The organism is Pseudomonas sp. TE21394 (assembly GCF_054057835.1).
Window position 1 is genome coordinate 2,607,811 of the sequence record NZ_JBSRZR010000001.1, and the last position, 22,879, is coordinate 2,630,689.

At 64.2% G+C, this 22,879-nt stretch carries 24 protein-coding genes; 11 read left to right on the forward strand and 13 right to left on the reverse strand.

The genetic code is table 11. The features are described 5' to 3' along the window. Window positions 1–3 precede the first annotated feature (3 nt). Together ybeY and ACVWZT_RS12035 are read right to left on the reverse strand one after the other, a co-directional pair. Complete coding sequence (gene ybeY / locus ACVWZT_RS12030; RefSeq protein ID WP_457469480.1) at window positions 4–477, reverse strand: rRNA maturation RNase YbeY; 474 nt, start codon at window positions 475–477, stop codon at window positions 4–6. Then, entirely contained in the window at window positions 470–1,468 is a 999-nt protein-coding gene (locus ACVWZT_RS12035) for a PhoH family protein (RefSeq protein ID WP_296231265.1), read from the reverse strand. The genes ybeY and ACVWZT_RS12035 overlap by 8 nt, the downstream gene beginning before the upstream one ends. A gap of 182 nt (window positions 1,469–1,650) precedes the next feature. Between ACVWZT_RS12035 and ACVWZT_RS12040 the strand changes: the two genes are divergently transcribed. Next, on the forward strand, window positions 1,651–1,977 hold the full coding sequence (locus tag ACVWZT_RS12040) for a DUF1820 family protein (protein WP_170032856.1): 327 nt from the start codon (window positions 1,651–1,653) through the stop codon (window positions 1,975–1,977). A gap of 3 nt (window positions 1,978–1,980) precedes the next feature. Here ACVWZT_RS12040 and ACVWZT_RS12045 read toward each other — a convergent pair whose 3' ends face one another. The 4 genes from ACVWZT_RS12045 to ACVWZT_RS12060 all read right to left on the reverse strand — a co-directional run bounded on the left by ACVWZT_RS12045 (window position 1,981) and on the right by ACVWZT_RS12060 (window position 5,550). Beyond that, entirely contained in the window at window positions 1,981–2,526 is a 546-nt protein-coding gene (locus tag ACVWZT_RS12045) for a tetratricopeptide repeat protein (RefSeq protein WP_296231269.1), read from the reverse strand. Between the two features lie 289 nt (window positions 2,527–2,815). After that, window positions 2,816–4,099, reverse strand: a complete 1,284-nt coding sequence (hemL, locus tag ACVWZT_RS12050; protein ID WP_289129819.1) for a glutamate-1-semialdehyde 2,1-aminomutase — start codon at window positions 4,097–4,099, stop codon at window positions 2,816–2,818. Window positions 4,100–4,115: 16 nt separating this feature from the next. Then, on the reverse strand, window positions 4,116–4,739 hold the full coding sequence (gene thiE / locus ACVWZT_RS12055; protein WP_296231272.1) for a thiamine phosphate synthase: 624 nt from the start codon (window positions 4,737–4,739) through the stop codon (window positions 4,116–4,118). Between the two features lie 13 nt (window positions 4,740–4,752). Beyond that, a complete protein-coding gene (locus ACVWZT_RS12060) occupies window positions 4,753–5,550 on the reverse strand; it encodes a hydroxymethylpyrimidine/phosphomethylpyrimidine kinase (protein ID WP_296231273.1) in 798 nt (265 codons plus the stop codon). A gap of 265 nt (window positions 5,551–5,815) precedes the next feature. Here ACVWZT_RS12060 and ACVWZT_RS12065 point away from each other — a divergent pair, with 265 nt between their 5' ends. The 4 genes from ACVWZT_RS12065 (at window position 5,816) to ACVWZT_RS12080 (ending at window position 11,984) form a co-directional block, all read left to right on the forward strand. Then, complete coding sequence (locus ACVWZT_RS12065; RefSeq protein WP_457469482.1) at window positions 5,816–7,804, forward strand: sensor histidine kinase; 1,989 nt, start codon at window positions 5,816–5,818, stop codon at window positions 7,802–7,804. A gap of 144 nt (window positions 7,805–7,948) precedes the next feature. Next, window positions 7,949–9,601, forward strand: a complete 1,653-nt coding sequence (locus ACVWZT_RS12070) for an acyl-CoA dehydrogenase family protein (RefSeq protein WP_457469484.1) — start codon at window positions 7,949–7,951, stop codon at window positions 9,599–9,601. Window positions 9,602–9,875: 274 nt separating this feature from the next. Further along, entirely contained in the window at window positions 9,876–11,339 is a 1,464-nt protein-coding gene (amn, locus tag ACVWZT_RS12075) for an AMP nucleosidase (RefSeq protein ID WP_296231279.1), read from the forward strand. Window positions 11,340–11,345: 6 nt separating this feature from the next. Beyond that, window positions 11,346–11,984, forward strand: a complete 639-nt coding sequence (locus tag ACVWZT_RS12080; protein WP_296231281.1) for a pseudouridine synthase — start codon at window positions 11,346–11,348, stop codon at window positions 11,982–11,984. A gap of 78 nt (window positions 11,985–12,062) precedes the next feature. On the opposite strand, the gene ACVWZT_RS12085 is transcribed toward ACVWZT_RS12080, so the two are convergent. Next, on the reverse strand, window positions 12,063–12,266 hold the full coding sequence (locus tag ACVWZT_RS12085) for a DUF2788 domain-containing protein (RefSeq protein ID WP_013974331.1): 204 nt from the start codon (window positions 12,264–12,266) through the stop codon (window positions 12,063–12,065). A gap of 54 nt (window positions 12,267–12,320) precedes the next feature. Further along, window positions 12,321–12,797 (reverse strand): Lrp/AsnC family transcriptional regulator, encoded by a 477-nt coding sequence (locus ACVWZT_RS12090; RefSeq protein ID WP_003249795.1) that lies wholly within the window; start codon window positions 12,795–12,797, stop codon window positions 12,321–12,323. Between the two features lie 396 nt (window positions 12,798–13,193). Here ACVWZT_RS12090 and ACVWZT_RS12095 point away from each other — a divergent pair, with 396 nt between their 5' ends. Beyond that, a complete protein-coding gene (locus ACVWZT_RS12095; RefSeq protein WP_457469487.1) occupies window positions 13,194–13,973 on the forward strand; it encodes a DUF6515 family protein in 780 nt (259 codons plus the stop codon). Between the two features lie 38 nt (window positions 13,974–14,011). On the opposite strand, the gene ACVWZT_RS12100 is transcribed toward ACVWZT_RS12095, so the two are convergent. Further along, window positions 14,012–14,884, reverse strand: a complete 873-nt coding sequence (locus tag ACVWZT_RS12100; RefSeq protein WP_457469488.1) for a cation diffusion facilitator family transporter — start codon at window positions 14,882–14,884, stop codon at window positions 14,012–14,014. Window positions 14,885–14,906: 22 nt separating this feature from the next. Beyond that, complete coding sequence (locus ACVWZT_RS12105) at window positions 14,907–15,326, reverse strand: polyribonucleotide nucleotidyltransferase (protein ID WP_296231298.1); 420 nt, start codon at window positions 15,324–15,326, stop codon at window positions 14,907–14,909. Between the two features lie 116 nt (window positions 15,327–15,442). Between ACVWZT_RS12105 and hrpB the strand changes: the two genes are divergently transcribed. Next, on the forward strand, window positions 15,443–17,971 hold the full coding sequence (gene hrpB, locus ACVWZT_RS12110; protein WP_457469490.1) for an ATP-dependent helicase HrpB: 2,529 nt from the start codon (window positions 15,443–15,445) through the stop codon (window positions 17,969–17,971). 18 nt (window positions 17,972–17,989) lie between these two features. Here the strand turns inward: hrpB and ACVWZT_RS12115 are convergent, their stop codons facing one another. Together ACVWZT_RS12115 and ACVWZT_RS12120 are read right to left on the reverse strand one after the other, a co-directional pair. After that, a complete protein-coding gene (locus ACVWZT_RS12115) occupies window positions 17,990–18,481 on the reverse strand; it encodes a hypothetical protein (protein WP_457469492.1) in 492 nt (163 codons plus the stop codon). An 85-nt stretch (window positions 18,482–18,566) separates the two neighbouring features. Then, a complete protein-coding gene (locus ACVWZT_RS12120; protein WP_296231302.1) occupies window positions 18,567–19,223 on the reverse strand; it encodes a YciC family protein in 657 nt (218 codons plus the stop codon). A gap of 166 nt (window positions 19,224–19,389) precedes the next feature. Between ACVWZT_RS12120 and ACVWZT_RS12125 the strand changes: the two genes are divergently transcribed. The 3 genes from ACVWZT_RS12125 (at window position 19,390) to ACVWZT_RS12135 (ending at window position 21,317) form a co-directional block, all read left to right on the forward strand. Then, entirely contained in the window at window positions 19,390–20,145 is a 756-nt protein-coding gene (locus ACVWZT_RS12125; protein WP_296231303.1) for a DUF2076 domain-containing protein, read from the forward strand. A 76-nt stretch (window positions 20,146–20,221) separates the two neighbouring features. Then, window positions 20,222–20,701, forward strand: a complete 480-nt coding sequence (locus ACVWZT_RS12130) for an NYN domain-containing protein (RefSeq protein WP_457469494.1) — start codon at window positions 20,222–20,224, stop codon at window positions 20,699–20,701. A 10-nt stretch (window positions 20,702–20,711) separates the two neighbouring features. Then, complete coding sequence (locus ACVWZT_RS12135; protein WP_296231307.1) at window positions 20,712–21,317, forward strand: 3'-5' exonuclease; 606 nt, start codon at window positions 20,712–20,714, stop codon at window positions 21,315–21,317. Here ACVWZT_RS12135 and ACVWZT_RS12140 read toward each other — a convergent pair. Beyond that, window positions 21,314–21,763: an Lrp/AsnC family transcriptional regulator gene (locus tag ACVWZT_RS12140; protein ID WP_085625727.1), complete on the reverse strand. Its 450-nt coding sequence runs from the start codon at window positions 21,761–21,763 to the stop codon at window positions 21,314–21,316. The two genes, ACVWZT_RS12135 and ACVWZT_RS12140, sit on opposite strands and share 4 nt — an antisense overlap. Before the next feature lie 154 nt (window positions 21,764–21,917). Here ACVWZT_RS12140 and yedA point away from each other — a divergent pair, with 154 nt between their 5' ends. Then, window positions 21,918–22,838, forward strand: coding sequence for a drug/metabolite exporter YedA (gene yedA / locus ACVWZT_RS12145; RefSeq protein ID WP_296231311.1), 921 nt, complete (start codon window positions 21,918–21,920; stop codon window positions 22,836–22,838). Window positions 22,839–22,879 lie beyond the last annotated feature (41 nt).

The window sequence follows — 22,879 nt, forward strand, 5'->3', positions numbered from 1 at the left end:
GTATCAGTGTGTGATTGAGTCGGTTTCATCGTCGGCGTAGGGGTCGGGGTGACCGAGCTCTGCCAGCAATTCCCGTTCCAGGCCTTCCATTTCCTCGGCTTCCTCATCCTCGATGTGGTCGTAGCCGAGCAGGTGCAGGCAGCCGTGGATAACCAGGTGTGCCCAGTGCGCTTCGAGCGACTTGCCCTGTTCGGCCGCTTCGCGCTCGACCACCGGCACGCAGATCACCAGGTCGCCCAGCAGCGGGATATCGAGCAGGTCATCAGGGACGTCGGCCGGGAACGACAGCACGTTGGTCGCATAGTCCTTGTGCCGGTAGGTGTGGTTCAGTTCGCGCCCTTCGGCTTCGTCGACCAGGCGAATGGTCAGTTCCGAGTCGGCGCTGCGCTGGCGCAGAGCCAGTTCGCACCACTGGTGGAAAGCGGTGTCATCCGGGGCGGTAGCATCGGTGGCCCGTTGAATGTCGAGTTCAAGCATCTTTGCCGGGCGCCTCGGGCTTGGCCTGGCGGGCATCGAAGCGGTCGTAGGCTTCGACAATGCGCTGCACCAGTGGGTGACGAACCACGTCTTTGGGCTGGAAGTGGGTGAAGCTGATCCCCGGAACGTCCTTCAGTACCTCGATGACGTGTGCCAGGCCGGACTTGGTGCCACGAGGCAGGTCGACCTGGGTGATGTCGCCGGTAATGACCGCCGTAGAGCCGAAGCCGATACGGGTGAGGAACATTTTCATCTGTTCCAGCGTGGTGTTCTGGCTTTCGTCGAGGATGATGAAGCTGTTGTTCAGGGTGCGGCCACGCATGTAGGCCAGCGGGGCGATCTCGATCACCTGGCGCTCGATCAGCTTGGCCACGTGTTCGAAACCGAGCATTTCGTACAGGGCGTCGTACAGCGGGCGCAGGTACGGGTCGATCTTCTGGGCCAGGTCGCCGGGCAGGAAGCCGAGCTTTTCGCCGGCCTCGACCGCCGGGCGCACCAGCAGGATGCGGCGCACCTGTTCGCGTTCCAGCGCGTCGACGGCGCAGGCCACGGCCAGGTAGGTCTTGCCAGTACCGGCCGGGCCGATGCCGAAGTTGATGTCGTTGGCCAGGATTTCCTTGACGTAGCGCTGCTGGTTGACCCCGCGCGGGCGAATATTGCCCTTGCGTGTGCGCAGCGACACGCTGACCTCGTTGACTGCCGGGTTGTCGATGTTTTCGACGGTCGACTCCTGCAGGTACAGGTGCACGGTTTCCGGCGACAGCTCGGTGGCCTTGGTTTCACGGTAGAGGCGGCGCAGCAGCTGCTCGGCGGCGGAAGTGGTCTTGGGGTCGCCAATCAGCTCGAACTGGTTGCCGCGGTTGCGGATCTCGATCGCCAGGCGCTGTTCGATCAGGCGCAAGTGCTCGTCGAACTGGCCGCACAGGTTGGCGAAACGGTGGGCCTCGAAAGGTTCGAGGATGAAACGATGGGGTTGTATGGGTGCGTTCAAGGTCGTTTTTAGCCGCCCGACGGCAATGAAGGTGAACTCAAGAATAACCCTTGAATGGCAGTGGCGAAAGCACTGAAACGTCCAACGGTATGTCTGGCCTGTTCTCCGGCGGGCAACACAGATCGGCAAGCCGGTCTGCTATCATGCCTGCCTTTTCTCAAGCATGTGTTATCCCGCCGAACATGAGCAAACGCGAACCCGCCATTTACAAGGTGATCTTCCTCAACCAGGGGCAGGTCTTCGAGATGTATGCCAAGCAGATCTACCAGAGCGACCTGTGGGGCTTCCTGGAAATCGAGGAGTTTGTCTTCGGCGAACGCTCGCAGCTGGTGGTGGACCCGAGCGAAGAAAAGCTCAAGAGCCAGTTCGACGGGGTAATCCGCAGTTTCGTGCCGCTGCATTCGATCGTGCGCATCGATGAGGTGGAGCGCCTGGGCACCGCCAAGATCAGCGAAGCCAAGGGCGGCGGCAACGTGATGCCGTTCCCCATGCCGATGCCGGAGAAGTGACCTTCAGGGAAGTGGCGAGAACGGTGTGCGCCCTTCGGCGTTCTGCAGCTCCAGCAAGTATTTGCGGAAGATCTGGCCGAGCACCTGGGTGGCATGTTCCAGCTCGTCGCGGGGCATTTTCTCGGTCACTTCGTCAGCCATGTCCAGCGCATCCTCGGCGCCGTTGACCGCTGCCATCTTCAGCAGGATGTAAGCTTGCACATTGTTGGCCTTGACCCCTTCGCCACGGTAGAACATGGCGCCCAGGCGGTACTGGGCTTCGGCATGGCCCTGCAACGAGGCCTTCTGCAGCCAATCCAGGGCTTTGTCGAGGTTTTTCGGGGTTTGCGAGTAGTAGTAGTCGCCGAGTTCGAATTGCGCCTGGGCGTCCCCCGCCGTCGCCGCCTGTTCGCAGGCCTTCAGGGCGTTTGCCAGGTCTTCAGGCTGCACGTTCAAGGTGCAGCGGCCCGTCGCCGGAATCAGCAACGAGTTACCGCCCTCTGCCAGGGCCAGCAGGGGCTGAAGAAGCAACAGGCAGCCCAGGGTCAGGGCGCGGCCGGTGCGGTTCATGGGGATCGACTTACCTCTGCAAAGCTGCGGCCAATGTCTCTGGTGGCACATTATGGGATAAGCAGCGCCAACCTTACAAAGTTTTACTCGATTTTCTGCTTGGTTGGGGAAGTCAGCTGATTGGGCAGGGGGATTTATTGCCTGTGCCGGCCTCTGTGGGAGCGGCCTTGTGTCGCCAAACGGCTGCGAAGCAAGCACAGCAATCTGTGCATGACTGCTGAAGCCCTGGGGCCGCTTTGCGGCCCTTTCGCGGCACAAGGCCGCTCCCACAAAAGCACGTTGCAGCGCGTTACTTCAGCGCTGCAAAAGCCTTTTCCGCCGCATCCAGGGTGATCTGCAGCTCCTTGTCACCATGGGCAATGGAGGTGAAGCCCGCCTCGAATGCGCTCGGTGCCAGGTACACGCCACCGTCGAGCATCAGGTGGAAGAAGCGCTTGAAGCGCTCGGCATCGCTGGCCATCACGTCGTCGAAGGTAACGATGTCGTCGGCGCCGCTGAAGTACAGGCCGAACATGCCGCCAGCCTGGGTGGTGACGAACGGCACGCCAGCAGCATCGGCGCGCTGTTGCAGGCCGTCGAGCATGCGGCTGGTGTAGTCGGTCAGCTCGGCGTGGAAGCCCGGGCGGCTGATCAGCTTCAGGGTGGTCAGGCCGGCGGCCATGGCCAACGGGTTGCCCGACAGGGTGCCGGCCTGGTAGACCGGGCCGAGCGGGGCGATGCAGCCCATGATTTCACGCTTGCCGCCGAAGCAGCCAACCGGCATGCCGCCGCCGACGATCTTGCCGAAGGTCGACAGGTCCGGCTTGATGCCGTAGTGGCCCTGCGCGCCACCCAGGGAAACGCGGAAACCGGTCATCACTTCGTCGAAGATGAGTACCACGCCGTGCTTGTCGCACAGCTCACGCAGGCCTTCGAGGAAGCCGGGTGCCGGCGGGACGCAGTTCATGTTGCCGGCCACTGGCTCGACGATGATGCAGGCCACGGTCTGGCCGACTTCGGCCAGGGTCTTCTCGACGGCGGCGATGTCGTTGAATGGCAGGGTCAGGGTGTGCTTGGCGAAGTCCGCCGGTACGCCAGCCGAGCTCGGCACGCCCTGGGTCAGCAGGCCGGAACCGGCTTTTACCAGCAGGCTGTCGGAGTGACCGTGGTAGCAGCCTTCGAACTTGATGATGGCGTCCCGGCCGGTGTAGCCGCGGGCCAGGCGGATGGCGCTCATGGTGGCTTCGGTGCCGGAGCTGACCATGCGCACCATTTCCATCGACGGCACCAGCGAGCAGACCAGGTCGGCCATTTCGGTTTCCATGGCAGTCGGCGCGCCGTAGGATAGGCCATGCTCCAGCTGCTTGCGTACCGAGTCCAGTACCTGCGGGTGACCGTGGCCGAGGATCATCGGGCCCCACGAGCCGACATAGTCGACGTAGCGCTTGTCGTCCTCGTCAACGACGTAGGCGCCTTCGGCATGCTTGAAGAACAGCGGTGTGCCGCCAACGCTGCGGAAAGCGCGGACCGGCGAGTTGACGCCACCGGGGATGTGCTTCTGGGCTTGGGCGAACAGGGCTTCGGAACGGGACATGGAAGGTTCTCTCGAATCAGGATGCGAACAAGGCGTTGAAGGCGCGGGCGCGGCGGGTGACTTCCTGCGCGCTGTCGACACCGAACAGGCCGTGGATCACCGCCAGCAGGTCGGCGCCATGGGCAACCAGCGGGGCAGCGTTGTCGAGGCTAATGCCGCCGATTACCGCGATCGGCAGTTTCACCTGGGCGCGGGCCTGCTCCAGCAGTTCGATATTGGCAGCGGGGGCGCCCGGTTTGGTGACGGAATTGAAGAAGCGGCCGAAGGCCACGTAGCTGGCACCTTCGCGGGCGGCCTGGACGGCCAGGTCAAGGTTGGCATGGCAGGTGGAACCGATGGTCGCCTGGCGGCCGAGCAAGGCCCGCGCCGGGGTCAGCGGGCCGTCGGTCTGGCCCAGGTGCACGCCGACACCCAGGCGCGCGGCCAGTTCGGCGTCGTCATTGATGATCAGCTGGGTGCCGTAGCGCTCGCAGAGTCTCATCAGCCCCTCGGCTTCGCGCAGGCGCCGGGCTGCGTCGTCGCTCTTGTCGCGGTACTGCAGCAGGCACACGCCGCCCTCCAGCGCCGCTTCGACATGTGAGAAGAAACGGCCGGCGAGCAGCTGGCTGTCGGTTATGGCGTACAGACCACGTAGCTTCATACAAGGCCTCGTATCAGGAGCAGAAATCCAGCGGCAGGCGACGTGGCACGAACTGGCCTTTGCCCAACTGCTCGGCATCACGCAGGGTGCGCCAGGTGTAGTCCAGGGCGCTGCGCACGGCGCTGTCCAGTTGTTCGCCCTGGGCCAGGCGCCCGGCCAGGGCGCTGGCCAGGGTGCAGCCGGAACCATGATAGCTGCCCGGCAGGCGCTGGCAGGTCCAGGTGTGGCGCTGGCCGCCGCGGCTGTACAGACGGTTGTGAATTTCGTCCTCGTCGCCGTGACCGCCGGTAATCAGCAGGTGTCTACAGAACGGCAACAGTTTCTCGGCACACTCATCGGCGCTGCCCTCGGGCAGCTCGGCCAGGATGCGTGCTTCGGGCAGGTTCGGCGTGGCGATGGTCGCCAGCGGCAGCAGGCGCTCACGCAGGGCGTAGCCCACTTCGTCCTTGCCCAGGCGGCCACCCCCACCGGCCCGCAGCACCGGGTCGCAGACCAGCGGCAGGTGCGGGTGCGCGGCCAGCAGCTCGGCGACGGTGTCGACCATCTCGATCGAGCCGAGCATGCCCAGCTTGACGGCGGCTACCGTGGAGTCGGCCAGTACAGCGTTGGCCTGGGCCAGCACCCACTCGCGGTCGAGCACGCGGAAGTCGGAAACGTTGACGGTATCCTGCACGGTCAGGGCAGTCACCGCGGGCGCGGCATGACAGCCTTGGGCGAGCAGGGCTTCGATATCTGCCTGAAGGCCGGCGCCGCCACTGGGGTCGTGGCCGGAGAGACAGAGGACAACGGGGCGGGAGCTGTAGATATTCATGGTCGGCGAGCTTACCACCAATCCTGTTTGGGCGGATCGTCCGGCAAATGGGTTTTGCTGATCATGCAGTCAGCTTGTTATCGGTGTTCTTTCTGAAAGCCTTGATCTAGAGCCTTTCCTTTGTGGTTTGATATGGTCGATTGCCAGGTTGCGAAGCTATGCTAGAGTGCTCGGATAACTCGATAAACGGGTTCTGCCGGATCAGGTCGTCTCAAACGGATGGGAGGCAATCGCGACTCGACCGGACAGGCCATGCTGGGGCTGTATGCGCTATTTGCTGATTGTGCTTCTGGGGATGCTGCCCATGCTGGCCGGCGCGGTCGATTTCGACGACGCGACCCGGCAACTTCCGCTGGGCAAGGCCATGCAGGTCTATGAAGACGTCGCTGGCCGTGCCAGCATCGCCCAGGTCAGTGCCCCTGGTTTCGCCAGGCGCTTCCGCTCCCATTCCGAAGACGTGCTGAACGCCGGGTATTCGACATCGGTATTCTGGCTGAAGGTCGAACTACGCCCCATCGCGCCGCCCGGCGCAGCCCCACGGCCATGGTTGCTGGAACTGGCGTATCCACCCTTGGACCACCTCGAGCTGTACCTGCCCGACAGCAGCGGCAACTACCGCCTGGCCCGGCGCACCGGCGATGCCTTGCCCTACGCCAGCCGACAGATCCGGCAAAACAACTACCTGTTCGAGTTGCCGTTGCCGCCCGGCCAGGTAACCACCGTCTACCTGCGCCTGCACAGCCAGGGTTCGCTGCAGGCACCGCTGACGTTGTGGTCCACCGAGGCCTATCTGGAGGCGCAGCCGACGCGCCTGTATGTGCTGGGGATGATCTATGGCGTGTTGCTGGTGATGCTGGTGTACAACCTGTTCATCTACCTCAGCGTGCGCGATGTCAGCTACCTCTACTACATCCTCTATATCGCCTCGTTCGGCTTTTACCAGGTGTCGGTGAACGGCGCCGGCGTGGCTTACCTGTGGCCGGACAGCCCTTGGTGGGCGAATGCTTCGACCCCACTGTTCATCGGTGCTGCTGGCCTGTTCGGCTGCCAGTTCGCCCGGCATTTCCTGCGACTGGGCAGTATCAGCCTTGGCTTCGACCGGCTGCTGCAAGCATTGATGCTGGGCGGTGCGCTGGTCATGGTGCTGGCGGTCACCATGCCCTATGGCTTCGCCTTGCGCGTGGCCACGGCGTTGGCCCTGTTGTTCACCGTGAGCATCTTCAGCGCCGGGCTGTACGCCTGGTGGCATGGCTTGCGCGTGGCGCGCTGGTTCATCATCGCCTGGACGGCATTCCTGCTCGGTGGCCTGGTCAACACCCTGATGGTGCTGGGTTACCTGCCGAACGTGTTCATCACCATGTATGCCAGCCAGCTGGGTTCGGCGCTGGAGGTGGCCTTGTTGTCGCTGGCCCTGGCCGACCGCATCAACAACCTGCGCGAGCAGCAGGCGCAGACCTTGCGTGACGCCGGGCGGACGCTTGAACAGTTGAACTTGCAACTGGCCAGGAGCAACCGCCTGAAAGACGAATTCCTGGCCAGCGTGACGCATGAGCTGCGCACGCCGATGAACGGCGTGATCGGTTCGCTGGAGCTGATGCACACCTTGCCGATGGAGGCCGAAATGGCCCAGTACCACCGTACGGCGGTGGGTTCGGCGCAGGGCATGATGGACATGGTTGATGCGATTCTTACCCTGTCTGAACTGCAGGCCGGCCGCCTGCGTGCGCAGCCGGCACCGTTCAGCCTGCGTAACCTGCTGCACGGGTTGCGCGCCGGTTATGCCGGACAGGCGCTGGGCAAAGGTCTGTACCTGAGCCTGGATATCCCGGTCGAGCTGCCGGATGGCTTGCTGGGTGATGGCCAGAAACTGGCTCGCTGCCTGGCTTGCCTGGTGGATAACGGCCTGAAGTTCACCCACCAGGGCGGTGTGCTGATCCAGGTGCGCAGCCGCCGGCTAGGGCCGGACGAACTGGCGCTGACATTCATCGTCAGCGACAGTGGCATTGGCTTTGACGACCTCGACCAGTCGACCTTGTATCAGCGCTTCTTCCAGGTCGATGGCTCGATGACCCGGCGGTATGGCGGGCTGGGCATTGGTCTGTCGATCTGCCGGCAGATGGGCGAGTTGCTGGGGGCGCAGTTGTCGCATGAATCGACGCGAGGGCTGGGAAGCCGTTTCGAGCTGAGCCTTAACATGACGGTCGCCCAGGGCCAGTTTGCCGCGCATAGCCAGCAGATGCGGCATTCGCTTTGAAAACAGGGCATTGCTCCAGTGGAAGCAGGCGCGGGCATGCCTGCGACATGCGCCAGCCGCACGTTTAGTCGTTAATGTCACTTTGACTGACCCACAGGGAGTGCTTCACTGGGGCTTCAAGCTACCCGGATCCAGGAGCCCCCGATGAACCTGCACCAGTACGCTGAAACCCACCAAGTCACCAACCAGCCACCGCCGCTCGACGGTGCCAACCTGTACCGCCTCGACCTGCCGTTGCAGGAATGGTCACGGCGTTTCGGCGCAGGTTGGGCCGAGTCGCGAATCGATGCCTACGGTGCCCTGGCCGGCGGCCCGCTGATGCAGGCCGGCTTCCTGGCCAATGCACACAAACCGGAGTTCAGCAGCCACGACCGCTACGGCCATCGCATCGACCTGGTCGAGTTCCACCCGGCCTACCATGAGCTGATGCGTACGGCGGTGGAGCACGGCTTGCCTTCGCTGCCGTGGGCCGAGCCGCGTCCCGGTGCGCATGTGGCGCGGGCGTCGATGACCTACCTGCACAGCCAGGCCGAGGCCGGTACCGGCTGCCCGCTGACCATGACCTTCGCCGCAGTTCCGGCGCTGCGCCTGCAGCCCGAACTGGCCGAATACTGGTTGCCGAAAATCCTCGCCTGCCATTATGACCCGCGCAACGTCGGCGACCGCCACAAGGCCGGAGTCACCCTGGGCATGGCAATGACCGAGAAGCAGGGCGGTACCGATGTTCGGGCCAACACCACCCGGGCCTATCCGGTCGGCGCGGCGGGCCCGGGCCAGGCCTACGAGCTGGTCGGGCACAAGTGGTTCTGTTCGGCACCCATGTGCGATGCCTTCCTGACCCTGGCGCAGACCGAAAAAGGCCTGAGCTGCTTCCTGCTGCCACGCCACCGCCCGGACGACAGCCGCAACCAGTTCTATATCCAGCGCTTGAAGAACAAGCTGGGCAACCACTCCAACGCCTCCAGCGAGGTGGAGTTCCGCGGTGCCCTGGCGTGGATGGTCGGGGAAGAAGGGCGGGGCGTGCCGACCATTATCGAGATGGTGGCGATGACCCGCTTCGACTGCATGGTTGGCTCCAGTGCCCTGATGCGCCAGGCGTTGACCCAGGCGGCCCACCATTGTGCATACCGCACGGTTGGCGGGCGGTTGCTGAACGAGCAGCCATTGATGCAGAACGTCCTCGCGGACCTGGCTCTGGAAAGCGAGGCGGCACTGGCCTTGAGCCTGCGCATGGGGCAGGCGCTGGAACAGCTGGACGACCCGCAGCAGGCGCATTTCGCCCGCCTGGTGACGGCGGTGGGCAAGTACTGGATCTGCAAACGTGCGCCAGCCATGATCAACGAGGCTGCCGAATGCATGGGCGGCGCGGGTTATGTAGAGGACAGCATCCTGCCGAGGCTGTACCGCGAGGCGCCGGTCAACTCGACCTGGGAAGGTTCGGGCAACGTGCAGTGTCTGGATGTGCTGCGTGCGTTGTCGAAGGAGCCAGGTGTGCTCGATGCGTTGTTCGCCGAATTGGGCGACGGGCACGGCGACCCGCGTCTGGCTGCACATATCGGCAACCTCAAGGGCGCGTTTGCCGACACCGGCGACCTGCAATATCGCGCGCGGCAACTGACCGAGGACATTGCGCTGGCGCTGCAGGCCAAGCTGTTGCTGGAAGCAGGGAATGCGGTGGTGAGTGATGCGTTCATCGACAGCCGGCTGGCGGGTGGAGGCAGGGTTTACGGGGCCTTGCCGCGGGGTGTCGATGTGCAGGCTCTGGTGATGCGGGCCACGCCAGTCTGGAGCAACTGAGCTGGCGTGGTCCGCTGCAACAGGTCTTGCGCTGCCTCCATACCATGCACAGAACTTGTAGGAGCGGCCTAGTGTCGCGATGGGCTGCGAAGCAGCCCCCGAGGTTCAGCGCCGATGCACAAATTGCCGGGGCTGCTTTGCAGCCCATCGCGGCACAAGGCCGCTCCTACAAGGAACAGCGCTGGCCTGCTGATTAACACCGATCAATGGGGGTGTATTTAGCCACGAAGGCAGGCAAGATGGTTCACAGGCATGTCCAGACAGGAAGCACAGTGTGAGCCAAGCGTTTGTAGTCGTTGATACCCCCGAACAGGCCGTCGACCGTCTGGCGGCCTTGCATGACCAGGCCACCGGGGCCCTCAGCCAGGCCCTCAAGCGTTACCTGAAGGACCGTACCGAGCCGGACGCCGAAGCGCGCGACCTGTTCCGCTATCCCGCGCTGCGCCTGACCTACTACAGCCACGGTGAAGTCGCCGCCACCACGCGGGCCTATGCCAAGGTGCAGGTGGCCGGTACCTACAGCGTCACCATCACCCAGCCGGCCGCGTTCCGTGCCTACCTGCTGGAGCAGCTGCGCCCGCTGATGCATGACTACACGGTGACGGTAGAGGTTGGCATCAGCGAGCAGAACATCCCTTACCCATACGTCGTCGACCAGGGTGACGAGCTGGCCGGCAGCGGCATTACCGCCGCCCAGTTGGCGCGCGTGTTCCCCAGCACCGACCTGTCGGCGGCCACCGACAATATTGCCGACGGCCTGTACGACTGGGGCGGCGCCGAAACCCTGCCACTGGCGCTGTTCGATGCAGCGCGGGTCGACTTCTCGCTGCGTCGCCTGGTGCACTACACCGGCAGCGACTGGCGCCACGTGCAGCCGTGGATCCTGCTGACCAACTACCACCGCTATGTCGACCAGTTCATCAGCCACGGTCTGGACCAGCTGCGTGATGACCCGCGCTTCGTGCGTATGGTCCTGCCGGGCAACGTGGTGATCGAAAAGGGCATGGACCATGGTGAAACCCAGGCCCTGGTGGCCAGTGTGGTATGGCACCGCTACCAGATGCCGGCCTACCACCTGATCGCCGCCGACGGCGACGGCGTCACCCTGGTCAACATTGGCGTCGGCCCGTCCAACGCCAAGAACATCACCGACCACCTGGCAGTGCTGCGTCCGCACTGCTGGTTGATGATCGGCCACTGTGGCGGCCTGCGGCAGTCGCAGACCATCGGTGATTACGTGCTGGCGCACGCCTATATGCGCCGTGATGGCATTCTCGACCGGGTGGTGCCGCCGAACATTCCGATTCCGGCGCTGGCCGAAGTGCAGCTGGCCTTGCAGGAAGCCGCCGCGCAGGTCACCGGCGAGCGTGGCGAACAGCTGAAGAAGCGCCTGCGCACCGGCACCGTGCTGACCTACGACGACCGCAACTGGGAGCTGCGCTGGGCCCAGGAGCGGCCGCTGATCAACCTGTCGCGGGCGGTGGCGGTGGACATGGAAAGCGGCACCATTGCCGCCCAGGGTTACCGCTTGCGCGTGCCATACGGCACCTTGCTGTGTGTTTCCGACAAACCGCTGCACAGCGAGATCAAGCTGCCGGGGTCGGCCAACGCGTTCTACAACCGCGCGGTCAGCCAGCACCTGAAGATCGGCATTGCCGCGCTCGACCTGCTGCGTACCGAGCTCAACTCGCTGCACTCGCGTAAACTGCGCAGTTTCGATGAGCCGCCGTTCCGCTGAGGCCCCATGTCAATGCCCCCCCGTTCCAAGCCGCGCCGCCCCCAGGCGCGGCCTGCCACCGGCCCGCGTCGCCAGCCCAAGGCGCCCCCAGCCGAGCCACGCCTGATCCTGTTCAACAAACCGTTCGACGTGTTGACCCAATTCAGCGATGGCGACGGGCGGGCGACGCTCAAGGACTTCATCGACATCCCCGGTGTGTATCCGGCCGGGCGCCTCGATCGCGACAGCGAAGGCTTGTTGCTGCTGACCAACGACGGCGGCCTGCAAGCGCGCATCGCCGACCCGAAGCACAAGCTGGCCAAGACCTATTGGGTACAGGTGGAAGGACAGCCGAGCGAGGAGCAGTTGCAGCGCTTGCGTGATGGTGTGGCGCTGAATGACGGGCCGACCTTGCCGGCCGAGGCGCGGTGCCTGGAAGAGCCTGAGCTATGGCCGCGCAACCCGCCGGTGCGCTTTCGCAAGAGCGTGCCGACCAGCTGGCTGGAGCTGGTGATTCGCGAAGGACGAAACCGCCAGGTGCGGCGGATGACGGCAGCGGTGGGATTGCCGACCTTGCGCCTGGTGCGGGTACGGATCGGCGATTGGGCGCTGGATGGGCTGGAGCAGGGCTGCTGGCGCGAGGTGCCGGCGACGTTGCAGCGCTAGGCCAGCCAGGGTGGGGGCCGCGGTAGCAGCGGCCTTGTGTGGCGATGGAGCGCAAAGCGCTTACGACCTTCCCTAGCCCTACACCCCTTCGAGAAACCCGACCACCACGCTCTTGATGATGAATGCCAACACCCCCAGCCCCAGCACGAAGAACAGGATCAACGTACCGAACCTGCCTGCCTTGGACTTTTTCGCCAGGTCCCAGACGATGAAGCCCATGAAACCGATCAGCACGGTGACCAGGATGATCATCATCCACTCTTCGAATACGGCGGGATCCATCAGTGTTCTCCAGGCAGGCTGAGCAGCCGAGTATACGCCGGCTGGCGTGAGCGTTTAACGCAGGTGGGTCAATGGCAGCTCGGTGCTGGCCAGCACCTGGTTGAGCACGAAGCTCGAGCGCACGCTGGTGACGCCTTCGATACGGGTCAGGCTGCCCAACAGTAGCTTCTGATAGTGGTCCATGTCCGGCACCACCACCTTTAGCTGGTAGTCGGCATCCATCCCGGTCACCAGGCTGCATTCGAGGACCTGTGGCAGGTTGCGGATGGCTGCCTCGAAGGTTTCGAAGCGCTCCGGGGTGTGGCGGTCCATGCCGATCAGCACGTAGGCGGTCAGGCTCAGGCCGAGCTTCTTGCGGTCGAGCAGGGCCACCTGGCGCGAGATGTAGCCATCGTCCTCCAGCTGCTTGACCCGACGCGAACATGGCGATGGCGACAGGCCGATGCGTTCGGCCAGTTCCTGGTTGGAAATGCGCGCATCGCGCTGCAATTCGGCGAGGATGCTCAGGTCGTAGCGGTCAAGCTTGCTCATGATTTCTGCCTTTTCTGTTCCGATTGCGGCGAATTATCGATCCGGGGCGAAAAATTGCGCAAGTGCTATTTATCCGAGCAATCTTCGCAATCCGCTGTCCCACCCTGTCCGGTATCTTTACCCACAGAATCACTGCCCGGACATCAGTCCACGGCGACGCGCCCCAGGCGGGCGGTCGCGGCCAGCCATCCAACAGGATCGGCCAGGCCCCCGGGCTACACGCCTTCCAGAAGACGGTGTGAGGTGAGCCGGCGCCACAAGTGCCGAGCACGGACGACAATTTCTGAAGGGAGGCCCTGCGGCCTCCCTTTTTTCATGCCCGTGAAATTTCATTGGCCCGCGTGTCGGGCGCGGTAGACTGGTTGCCGGCGCCGTTTTTTTACCGAGAGGATTACCATGAAGTCGCGCATCTGGCAGTCGGCAGGTGTAGGTGTGTTTGCGATGGGCATCAGCTTCGCGGCCATGGCCGAAGGGCCGGGCGAAGCACCCGCTCGTGCGCTCAACTCGCGCGACCAAGTGCAACAGACGCAACCGCCACGCCAGGGCTATTACCAGGACATTCCGCGTCGTCATGGCGATAACCGCTACTGGGAAGCCGGTGGCCCGGGGCAACGTCCTGGCGGCGACTGGCAGGGACGCCCGGATGGCCATGGCAATGGCTGGGGGCCTGGGCCGCAATACCGTCCCGGGCATACCCTCGATCATTTCCCCGACCGTTACTGGAAAGTGCCCTACCGTGGCGATGACTATTTCTATTCCGGTGGCTACTGGTTCCGCCCGCAGGGGGGCCGGTATGTCGTGGTGACCCCGCCTGACGGCATGCGGGTCGATTACCTGCCGCCCTATGCGCGTGAAGTCTGGCTGGGCGGGGCGTTGTTCTTCGTGGTGGCCGACACCTATTACCAGTACCTGGCCGACCGCCGCGAGTACGTGGTGGTCAACCCTGTTGCCGCGTCGCCGCCTGTGGGTGGTGGTTATGATGTGGTGGCTTACCCGATGCACGGGCAAGGGCAGGAGCAGCAGGAACAGGACCGTTACCAGTGCCATCGCTGGGCAGTCAGCCAGTCGGGGTTCGACCCGGCGACAGCGGCATATGCGCCGCCGACCACTGTGGCCGATAACTATCGGCGAGCGCTGGGAGCCTGCTTCAGTGGGCGAGGCTACAGCATCAACTAAACCCGGCATGCTGCTGACCCGACCCATCGCCTGCAGGCTCACACCGGGTCGGCGTGCACCATTACATCCGCCTGCGGGTAGCGCTGACGGATGACTTCCGACGCCTTGACGCACAAGCCATGCGCTTCATCCAGCGGCAACATCCCCGGCAGTTCCAGATGCAACTGCACGAACCACTGGTTGCCTGACACCCGCGTACGCAGGTCGTGCACGCCTTTCACGCCCGGGATGGCCAGCACCAGCATGGTCATCTCCTCGCCCACATCAGCGGGCAGTTCCTTGTCCATCAGGATGGCCGTGCTCTCTCTGGCAATCTGCAGCGCGCTCCACAGGATATAGGCGGCAATGCCCAGGCCGAACAGTGCATCCAGTTGCGGCCAGCCAAAGTGTGCCAGCAGCAAAGCCAGGAGAATGCTGCCATTGAGCAACAGGTCCGAACGGTAGTGCAGGGAGTCGGCGCGCACTGCCGTGGAGCCGGTCACGCGGATGACCTTGGATTGCAAGGCCAGCAGGGCGAGCGTCAGCACCAGCGACAGCAGCATCACCGCGATACCGATGTCGGTATCGCCCAACGGTTTCGGGGTATGCAGGCGCTCGGCCGCCTGCACCCCGATGAGCATTGCACTGACCGCGATGAACAGCGCCTGTGCCATGCCGGCCAGGGCTTCGGCCTTGCCATGACCATAGCGGTGGTCATCATCGGCCGGGCGCAGGGCATAGTGCACGGCGAGCAGGTTGAGGAACGAGGCGACGGCGTCCAGTGCCGAGTCGGTCAGCCCGGCCAGCAGGCTCACCGAGCCGCTCAGCCACCAGCCCACGGCCTTGCTCAAGACCAGGATGCTGGCCACCGCCAGCGACGCGCGCGTCGCCAGGCGCAGCAGGCGCTGGTGTTCAGCCGGGGTGGTCGTCATCCGTGATCGGTGTCCTTGCGGTTCAGGCCGCCGGTACCAGGCCCAGGCTGGCAAGTTGCTCGATGCTGCCGCGATGCTGGATCAGCCGTGGGTCGTTCAACGGCAGGCGCTGGCCCAGTTCGCTCTCGAGAATGGCTTGCAGCTTCAGGTTGTCGACCTTGCCATCGGGGCTGACGGCGTCGCGCAGTTTGACCGGGTCAACCTGGGCGCTGCGCCCGCCCGAATAGTAGATGGCGCCTGTGGCGAAGTCGATGCCGAAGGCGATCAGCCCCGGAATTACATAGAACAGGATGCCGATGGCATCCATCGCGGCAACCACAGGGTCGATCTTGCCGCCGATCTGGCCGCGACGTTCCGGGTAGAGAATGGTGCCGCAGGCGGTCAGTTGGGTCAGCAAGGTGACGATGAGGGCGCCACCGATGACGCGGGTTGGGATGCGCATGTGAATCTCCGAAAAGGTGTTCAGCAGGGCAAGCGAAACGTCTGCACCTGAAGCTAAGACCATGATAGAGCAGGCTGGGTTCGCCGTTATACTCGCGGGATTGTTCGAGGACCACCATGATTTCATTACCGATCGATGTTGTCTTGCCCGCCTTGCGCCAGGCCTTGGAAAACCGTGACGAAGCGGTACTCGAAGCGCCGCCCGGTGCCGGCAAGACTACCCGCGTACCGCTGGCGCTGCTCAGCGAGCCCTGGCTGGCCGGGCAGAGCATCCTCATGCTCGAGCCCCGGCGCCTGGCGGCCCGGGCCGCGGCCGAGCGCCTGGCCAGCGAGCTGGGCGAAGAGGTTGGCGAAACGGTTGGCTACCGCATTCGGCTGGACAGCAAGGTCGGGCCGAAAACCCGTATCGAGGTGGTGACCGAAGGTATCCTCACCCGCCGCCTGCAGGCCGACCCGGCGCTGGAAGGGGTGGGGCTGCTGATCTTCGACGAGTTCCACGAGCGCAGCCTTGATGCCGACCTGGCCCTGGCGCTGAGCCTGAACGGCCGCGAGTTGCTGCGAGACGACCCGCCCCTGAAGATTTTGCTGATGTCTGCGACGTTGGAGGGGGAGCGCCTGTCCCGGTTGCTGAACGATGCACCGGTGGTCTGCAGCCAAGGCCGCATGCACCCTGTGGATATCCGCTGGGGGCGCCCTTACCAGCCGGGCGAGTTCATCGAGCCACGCGTGGTGGACAGCGTGTTGCAGGCGTTGGCCGAGCAGGCTGGCAGTGTGCTGGTGTTCCTGCCTGGCCAGGCCGAGATACGGCGGGTGCACCAGAGCCTGCAGGAAGCGCTGGGTGAACGGCCTGAGATCCTGCTGTGCCCGCTGCACGGCGAACTCGACCTCGATACCCAGCGCGCCGCCATCAACCCGGCGCCCAAGGGCCTGCGCAAGGTGGTGCTGGCTACCAATATTGCCGAGACCAGCCTGACCATCGACGGTGTGCGGGTGGTGATCGATGCCGGCCTGGCCCGGGTTCCGCGCTTCGACCCCGGCAGCGGCATGACCCGCCTGGACACCCAGCGCATCTCGCGCGCCAGCGCCACCCAGCGCGCCGGTCGTGCCGGGCGGTTGGAGCCCGGCGTGTGCTATCGGTTGTGGTCCGAGGCCCAGCATGAACAACTGGCCGCCCATGGCAGTGCCGAGATCCTGCAGGCCGACCTGGCCGGCCTGGCTTTGCAACTGGCACGCTGGGGCGTGACACCCGAGCAGTTGCGTTGGCTCGACCAGCCACCCCTCGCCGCGTTCGCCCAGGCCCAGGACCTGCTGGCGCGGCTCAATGCCTTCAAACCGGGCAGCCGCGACAGTCTCAGCGAACATGGCCAGGCCATGGCCGAACTGCCGGCACACCCCCGTATCGCCCATTTGCTGTTGCGGGGGCAGGACCTGGGCTTGGCACGAATGGCCTGTGATGTCGCTGCACTATTGGGCGAGCGGGATATTCAACGGGGTGGCGGTGCCGACCTGCATAGCCGCTTGGCCCTGGTCAGTGGCCAGAGCAAGGCTGCCCGGGGCAGCCAGGGTGGTGTGCAGCGGGCCCGCCAGCTGGCGCGCCAATACCGTGGTTTGCTGCGCGGCACGCCGCAGGCGCCGGTCGCCGACCCCGATCACCCGAGGTGGCTGGGTGCTTTACTGGCGCTGGCCTACCCTGACCGCGTTGCCCAGCAGCGCCGCGAGGGTGGTGCGGAGTATCGGCTGGCCAATGGCCGTGCGGCGCTGTTTGCCGAGGTCGATGCCTTGATGAAATGCCCCTGGTTGGTGATTGCCGACCTGGGCAGCCGCCAGGGCCAGCGTGAAGAGCGTATCTACCTGGCGGCGGAGTTCGACTCGACACTGCTCGATGGCGTGCTGGCCGAGCAGGTGGAGCGGATTGATGTGCTGGATTGGGATGAGCGCGAGCAGGTGCTGCGTGCCGAGCGTCAGGTCAAGGTTGGCGAGCTGATCCTCAGCCGCGAACCGCTGCCCGGCCTGGACGATGAGGCGCGCGCCCGGGCGCTGCTTGGTCTGGTCCGGCGCAAGGGGCTGAATCTCTTGAGCTGGACACCAGAGCTGCGCCAATGGCAGGCACGTGTAGCGCTGTTGCGCCAACTCGACCTGGCCAGGCAAGGCCACAGCGAATGGCCAGACCTGAGCGACGAAGCCTTGCTCGCCAGCCTGGAAAGCTGGCTGCAGCCGTACCTGGGCAAAGTGTCGCGCCTGAGCCATTTCGCCGCGCTGGATCTGCCTTCAATGCTACGCAACCTGTTACCCTGGCCGTTGCCACAGCGCCTGGAAGAACAGGCCCCTGCGCACCTGGCAGTGCCTTCCGGCTCGAACATCCGCCTGGATTACAGCGAAAATCCGCCGATCCTCGCGGTGCGCCTGCAGGAGCTGTTCGGCCTGGCCGACACGCCACGCATCGCTAACGGCCACCTGCAGGTCAAGCTGCACCTGTTGTCACCGGCACGCAGGCCGGTGCAGGTGACCCAGGACCTGGCCAACTTCTGGCGTACGACCTATGCCGAAGTGAAGAAGGACCTCAAAGGACGTTATCCGAAGCATTACTGGCCGGATAACCCCTTGGTAGCCGAGGCGACGGCGAGGGCCAAGCCTCGGGGTACCTGACGACAGCGTGGCATCCTCTCAGCCGGTTTGCCGGAGCAGGAAGGTAGATACTTCGCCTTCCTCGACATTGAGCAAGGCCACCCAGTCACCGCTCTTGTGAGGGTCGTCCTCGAGGATGCCAACCCGGTAGCCGCGGTGGTCGCGCAGGTGACACACCAGGCCTTCATCGGTCAGTTGCAGTGGTTCGATCTTCCAGAAGTTGGTGACTTCGGCATACCAGTAGAAACCCAGGTAACCGTTGCGGCTGACCCCGAGTCTCTTCGTCGTCGGGCTGCCTGGAATGCTGATGTGATAGTGCAAGCGGTCATCGCTGTGCGAATCGTAGTGAAAGCTCATCAGCGGCGAGTCCTGCCGGCCGCCTGCCTGCAGCCAGTCATCCTCCGGGGTGATGCCCCAGGTGAATTTGTCGTCGCTGCGGCTCAGGCGCAGTGGGATGTCCCGGTCGGCGGCACGCAGGTACAGCTTGCCGCGAAACGACCTGGCGTAGCCCGCGAGTGTGTCATCGTCCATGGTGTGCTCCTAGATAGGCATTGAGGGTCTCCACCTTATGCCCGGGCTGGGCAGCCACGCAGGCCGAAGGTTTTCCTCCATGCCTTCAGGTTCGCTCTTCGCCTTCCAGCAACATGAACAGACGGTACAGCACCACGGTGCTGAACAGCTGCAAGAAGCCGCTGAGGCTGTCCATGGCCAGCTCCATGCCGGGCGATGGCTCGGGGAATGCCATCAACAGCAGCCCGTCGATCAGCCATATCGGTGCCAGCACCGCCAGTACGCAGATCATGATGCGCAGGAAGTGGCCCGTGGTCATGCGTGCGCTTTCGCGCATCGATTGCACCACTGGCAGGCCACGCAGCACCAGCAGGTACTCGGCGAACACCAGGTTGATCATGATCCACACGCCCGGGAAGATGAACAACGCCAGGCCGGCCATGATCAGTAGCGAACTGATCAGGATCAGCAGGGCCAGCTGCGGCCACAGTTGCACGGCGCGGGCGAACAGTTCGCGGTTGCCGGTGGTCTGGCCGTTGCTGCGGGTGTCGAGGAACAGGATCAGCGCGGCGCTGTACAGCGGGTAGAACAGCAGGCTGACCAGCATGCCGTAGGCCGGTGACGCCTGGTCACCCAGCTGCCGGTACAGCAGTTGGGTGAGCAGGGCCTCCAGCACTACAAAGGGCAGGCACAACTGGAGGATGCTCGGCAGGTGGCGGCGGAAGAAGTACAGGGAGTCGCGCAGGACGCTCAGCGGATTCATCAGTCAACATCGCATGGCAGGAAAAACAGGGGCCTAACTTTAGCCCAAAGCAGGGCGGGGGCCGCCATTTGCTGAAAAAAGTTTCACGACGTCGGTGATTGAATCCCACGCCTGTACGCCCCATCTTTGACGCTATCCGTTCTCCCGCCACCCACGAGGTCGCCCCATGAATACTGAAGAACAAACCCTTATCGACGGCCTGTTCAGCCGTATCAGGCAAGCCGAGGACCCGAGCCAGCCTCGTGATGCTCAGGCTCAGGCCCGTATCGAGGAGCACGTGCGCCAGCAGCCGGCGGCACCTTACTACATGGCTCAGGCGATCCTGGTCCAGGAGGCTGCGATCAAGCGACTCGACGAGCAGAACAAGCAGCTTGAAGCCGAACTGAAGCAGGCGCGTGCCCAGGCTGAGGCCGCCCGCACCAGCAGTGCGCCAGGCAGCGGTGGCGGTGGTTTCCTTTCCAGCATTTTTGGTTCGGGTGGACGCAATGCAGCTCCGCCCGTGCAACCGCAACCAGCCGTAGCCGCCCCGGCGGCATCGACTGGCGGCTGGCGCGAACCGGCGGCCGCCGGCTATTTCCAACCGCAAATGCAGCAGCCCGGTTTTGCTGCCGCGCCGGCGCGCAGTGGTGGCAGCAGTTTCCTTGGTGGGGCGATGCAGACCGCGGCCGGTGTCGCCGGCGGTGTCTTGCTGGCGCAGGGTATCAGCAGCCTGTTCCATCATGATGCGCAGCCGCAGGAGGTGGTCGAAGTGATCAAGGAAGAGCCGGCACCCGCCAGTGACAGCAGTGGCTGGAACGACTCGGGCGCACAGCAGCACGTAGCCGACAATGGTGGTTGGGGCAGTGACCAGGGTGGTTATGCCGACAGCGATTATGGTAGCGATGATGGCGGGTTCTTCTCGGACGACGATTCTTACGTCTGACAGGTCTGGCATACTGCGGGCATTTCCGGGGGCGCCAAGCGCCCCCGGATCCCCAGACCTGATATGAGGCACCAGGGTGAAAAAGATCGCGCTGTTCGCCGATGTGCAGAACCTCTACTACACCGTGCGTCAGGCCCACGGCTGCCATTTCAACTACACCGCATTGTGGAGCGCTGTCAGCCGCGAAGGCCAGATCGTCGAGGCCGTGGCCTATGCCATCGACCGTGGCGACAGCAAGCAGCAACAGTTCCAGCAGATCTTGCGCAACCTCGGTTTCGATGTTCGGCTCAAACCCTTCATCCAGCGCAGCGACGGCTCGGCCAAAGGTGACTGGGACGTGGGCATCACCCTGGACGTGATGGATGCCGCCAGCCGCGTCGACCAAGTGGTACTGGCGTCTGGCGACGGTGATTTCGACCTCCTGCTGGAGCGGGTGATTCAGCGTCATGGCACCGAGGCGGTGGTGTATGGTGTGCCCGGCCTCACGGCACTGTCGCTGATCCGTGCCGCCACCCGCTATGTGCCCATCGAGGGTGCGTTGTTGCTCAAACACTGAGGCCCCTTGCATGGAACGTATCGCTGTCATCGACTTTGAAACCACCGGCATCAGCCCCGGCGCCGGCTGCCGCGCCACCGAGGTGGCGGTAGTGATGCTGGAGCGCGGACGCATCGTCGAGCGCTACCAGAGCCTGATGAACGCGGGGGTTGCAGTGCCGGCTTTCGTCGCCGGGCTGACTGGTATCACCACCGCCATGTTGCGCAGTGCGCCGCCGGTCGACCAGGTGATGAACGAAGTGGCCGATTTTGTCGGAAGCACCCCGTTGCTGGCGCACAACGCCGCGTTCGACCAGAAGTTCTGGGATTCTGAGCTGAGCCGCATCGGGCGTAGTCGTAACCAGGCCTTCGCCTGTTCCCTGCTGCTTTCCCGGCGCCTGCTGCCGGCGGCACCGAACCATAAGCTGGGCACCTTGACCCGCTGGGCTGGGCTGCCGGACACCGGGACTGCACACCGGGCCATGGCCGATGCGCAAATGGCTGCCAACCTGTTGCAGCACTTGGCAGGCGTGCTGCGCCAGGAGCATGGTGTGCAGCAACTGTCCCACGAACTGCTCTGCCGCCTGCAGAAAACCCCTGCGGCGAAGGTGCGCGACACCCTGGCCAGGTTCTGTTAGGGCTTCCTTTCCAGTTGTGCCAGCGGCACTCGTCGTTCCACGGCACTGGAAAGAATGATCGAGGTTTTGCTGAAGCCGAACTGCGCTACCCGGTTGATCAGCTCTTCCAGTTCGGGCATCGAGCCCACCGCGGCCTGCATGATCACGCAGGGGTCACCGGTGACCCGGTGGCATTCGGTCAGCTGGGGGATCTGCGTCAATGCTTCATAGGCTTGCTGGTTCCCGTGGCTGGCCAGGCGCAGTTCGATTACACACTGGATCGGCAGGCCGATCTTGCTCATGTCGACCTTGGCCTGGTAGCCGGTAATGACCCCGCTGGCCTCCAGCTTGGCCACTCGCTCGGCCACCGCTGGCGCCGACAGGTTCACCTGGCGCGCCAGTTGCGCGAAGGTGGCGCGGCCGTTGTCGAGCAGGGCGGCGAGCAGCATGCGGTCGTATTTGTCCATGGGGTGTTCCTGCCTGGTTTCGATTCGTTGGAAAAATGCCCGAATAACCATCAAATGCAAAGTGTTCTGGCGATTTAAAGCAGTTTTGTAACTTAAGTTTACTCGGCATGCTTTCTAAACTAAGCCACCCGTAAACGGATTTCGAGTGTGCCCCATGCCTGTCTCCCGTCGCTTCCCCTTGTTGCTCGTCGGCGCTTTCCTGGCCTTGTACCTGGTCTGGGGCTCTACCTACCTGTTCATCCGTATCGGCGTCGAAAGCTGGCCGCCGATGCTCATGGCCGGGGTGCGCTTCCTGATTGCCGGCGGCTTGCTGTATGGCTTCCTGCGCTGGCGTGGCGTGCCGGCACCGACCTGGCCACAGTGGCGGGCGGCGGGGGCGATCGGTTTCCTGCTGCTCAGCTGCGGCAACGGCGGCGTGACCGTGGCCGAGCATGCCGGGGTGGCCTCGGGCGTGGCGGCGCTGGCGGTGGCGACGGTGCCGCTGTTTACCTTGCTGTTCGGCCTGCTGTTCGGGCACCGCAACTCGAGGCTGGAGTGGGCGGGCATCGCCCTCGGGCTGGTAGGTATCGGCCTGCTGAACCTGGGCTCCAACCTGCAGGCCAGCCCGATTGGCGCGGCGCTGATCATTTTTGCCGCAGCGTCCTGGGCATTCGGCTCGGTGTGGAGCAAGACCCTGCCGTTACCCCAGGGGCCGATGGCCAGTGCCGCGGAAATGCTGGTTGGTGGTGCCGTGCTGTTGCTGGGCAGCGTGCTGTCTGGCGAGCGCATGACGCAGATGCCTAGCGCCGCCGGCTGGGGAGCGTTGGCCTACCTGGTATTGTTCGGCTCGATCCTGGCCTTCAGTGCCTACATGTACCTGCTCAAGCATGTGCGCCCGGCGGCTGCCACCAGCTATGCCTACGTCAACCCGGCGGTAGCGGTGCTGCTGGGCATCGTCTTCGCCGGCGAGCAGATCGGTGCCGAAGAGTGCGTGGCCATGGCGGTGATCATCGGCGCGGTGGTGTTGATCGGCCTGCCGCAGTGGCGCAGGGCGCCCGAACCGGCGCAACCGCTGAAAGGTGAAATCTGCAAGTAGACAGGGGCGATGCGGTAAACTTGCCGCCTTCGCTGAACCCC

Excerpts from the sequence above, each read along its gene's own strand:
- ybeY (WP_457469480.1), bottom strand. The coding sequence starts at position 477 with ATGCTTGAACTCGACATTCAACGGGCCACCGATGCTACCGCCCCGGAT.
- ACVWZT_RS12040 (WP_170032856.1), top strand. The coding sequence starts at position 1,651 with ATGAGCAAACGCGAACCCGCCATTTACAAGGTGATCTTCCTCAACCAG.
- ACVWZT_RS12045 (WP_296231269.1), bottom strand. The coding sequence starts at position 2,526 with ATGAACCGCACCGGCCGCGCCCTGACCCTGGGCTGCCTGTTGCTTCTT.
- hemL (WP_289129819.1), bottom strand. The coding sequence starts at position 4,099 with ATGTCCCGTTCCGAAGCCCTGTTCGCCCAAGCCCAGAAGCACATCCCC.
- thiE (WP_296231272.1), bottom strand. The coding sequence starts at position 4,739 with ATGAAGCTACGTGGTCTGTACGCCATAACCGACAGCCAGCTGCTCGCC.
- ACVWZT_RS12060 (WP_296231273.1), bottom strand. The coding sequence starts at position 5,550 with ATGAATATCTACAGCTCCCGCCCCGTTGTCCTCTGTCTCTCCGGCCAC.
- ACVWZT_RS12065 (WP_457469482.1), top strand. The coding sequence starts at position 5,816 with ATGCGCTATTTGCTGATTGTGCTTCTGGGGATGCTGCCCATGCTGGCC.
- ACVWZT_RS12070 (WP_457469484.1), top strand. The coding sequence starts at position 7,949 with ATGAACCTGCACCAGTACGCTGAAACCCACCAAGTCACCAACCAGCCA.
- ACVWZT_RS12080 (WP_296231281.1), top strand. The coding sequence starts at position 11,346 with ATGTCAATGCCCCCCCGTTCCAAGCCGCGCCGCCCCCAGGCGCGGCCT.
- ACVWZT_RS12085 (WP_013974331.1), bottom strand. The coding sequence starts at position 12,266 with ATGGATCCCGCCGTATTCGAAGAGTGGATGATGATCATCCTGGTCACC.
- ACVWZT_RS12090 (WP_003249795.1), bottom strand. The coding sequence starts at position 12,797 with ATGAGCAAGCTTGACCGCTACGACCTGAGCATCCTCGCCGAATTGCAG.
- ACVWZT_RS12095 (WP_457469487.1), top strand. The coding sequence starts at position 13,194 with ATGAAGTCGCGCATCTGGCAGTCGGCAGGTGTAGGTGTGTTTGCGATG.
- ACVWZT_RS12100 (WP_457469488.1), bottom strand. The coding sequence starts at position 14,884 with ATGACGACCACCCCGGCTGAACACCAGCGCCTGCTGCGCCTGGCGACG.
- ACVWZT_RS12105 (WP_296231298.1), bottom strand. The coding sequence starts at position 15,326 with ATGCGCATCCCAACCCGCGTCATCGGTGGCGCCCTCATCGTCACCTTG.
- hrpB (WP_457469490.1), top strand. The coding sequence starts at position 15,443 with ATGATTTCATTACCGATCGATGTTGTCTTGCCCGCCTTGCGCCAGGCC.
- ACVWZT_RS12115 (WP_457469492.1), bottom strand. The coding sequence starts at position 18,481 with ATGGACGATGACACACTCGCGGGCTACGCCAGGTCGTTTCGCGGCAAG.
- ACVWZT_RS12120 (WP_296231302.1), bottom strand. The coding sequence starts at position 19,223 with ATGAATCCGCTGAGCGTCCTGCGCGACTCCCTGTACTTCTTCCGCCGC.
- ACVWZT_RS12125 (WP_296231303.1), top strand. The coding sequence starts at position 19,390 with ATGAATACTGAAGAACAAACCCTTATCGACGGCCTGTTCAGCCGTATC.
- ACVWZT_RS12135 (WP_296231307.1), top strand. The coding sequence starts at position 20,712 with ATGGAACGTATCGCTGTCATCGACTTTGAAACCACCGGCATCAGCCCC.
- ACVWZT_RS12140 (WP_085625727.1), bottom strand. The coding sequence starts at position 21,763 with ATGGACAAATACGACCGCATGCTGCTCGCCGCCCTGCTCGACAACGGC.
- yedA (WP_296231311.1), top strand. The coding sequence starts at position 21,918 with ATGCCTGTCTCCCGTCGCTTCCCCTTGTTGCTCGTCGGCGCTTTCCTG.